Raw genomic sequence first — 235 nt, 5'->3', positions numbered from 1 at the left:
AGGCAATCGGCATGGCGATGGCGCGGGTGGCGAGGATGACCGGCGCGTTCCAGGGGGCGATCGCCAGGCAGACGCCCGCAGCCTGGCGAACGCCCATGGCGAGCGTGCCGGGCTTGTCGGAAGGGATGATTTCGCCTGATATCTGCGTCGTCATGGCGCCGGCCTCGCGCAGGATGTTGGCGGCGAACATGACATTGAAGCCGGCCCAGGGCGCGGTGGCGCCCGTTTCCTCGAT

At 68.5% G+C, this 235-nt stretch carries 1 protein-coding gene; it reads right to left on the bottom strand.

The window, feature by feature from the left end:
* On the bottom strand, positions 1–235 hold a 235-nt coding region (locus tag EOD29_RS35095; protein ID WP_127248930.1), incomplete at both ends, for an aldehyde dehydrogenase family protein.

Source organism: Mesorhizobium sp. M1A.T.Ca.IN.004.03.1.1 (genome assembly GCF_003997555.1).
In the GTDB taxonomy this organism is placed as follows: Bacteria; Pseudomonadota; Alphaproteobacteria; order Rhizobiales; family Rhizobiaceae; genus Mesorhizobium.
Note: the sequence above shows the minus strand (reverse complement) of the source record. Positions and strands in the feature narration are given on the sequence as shown.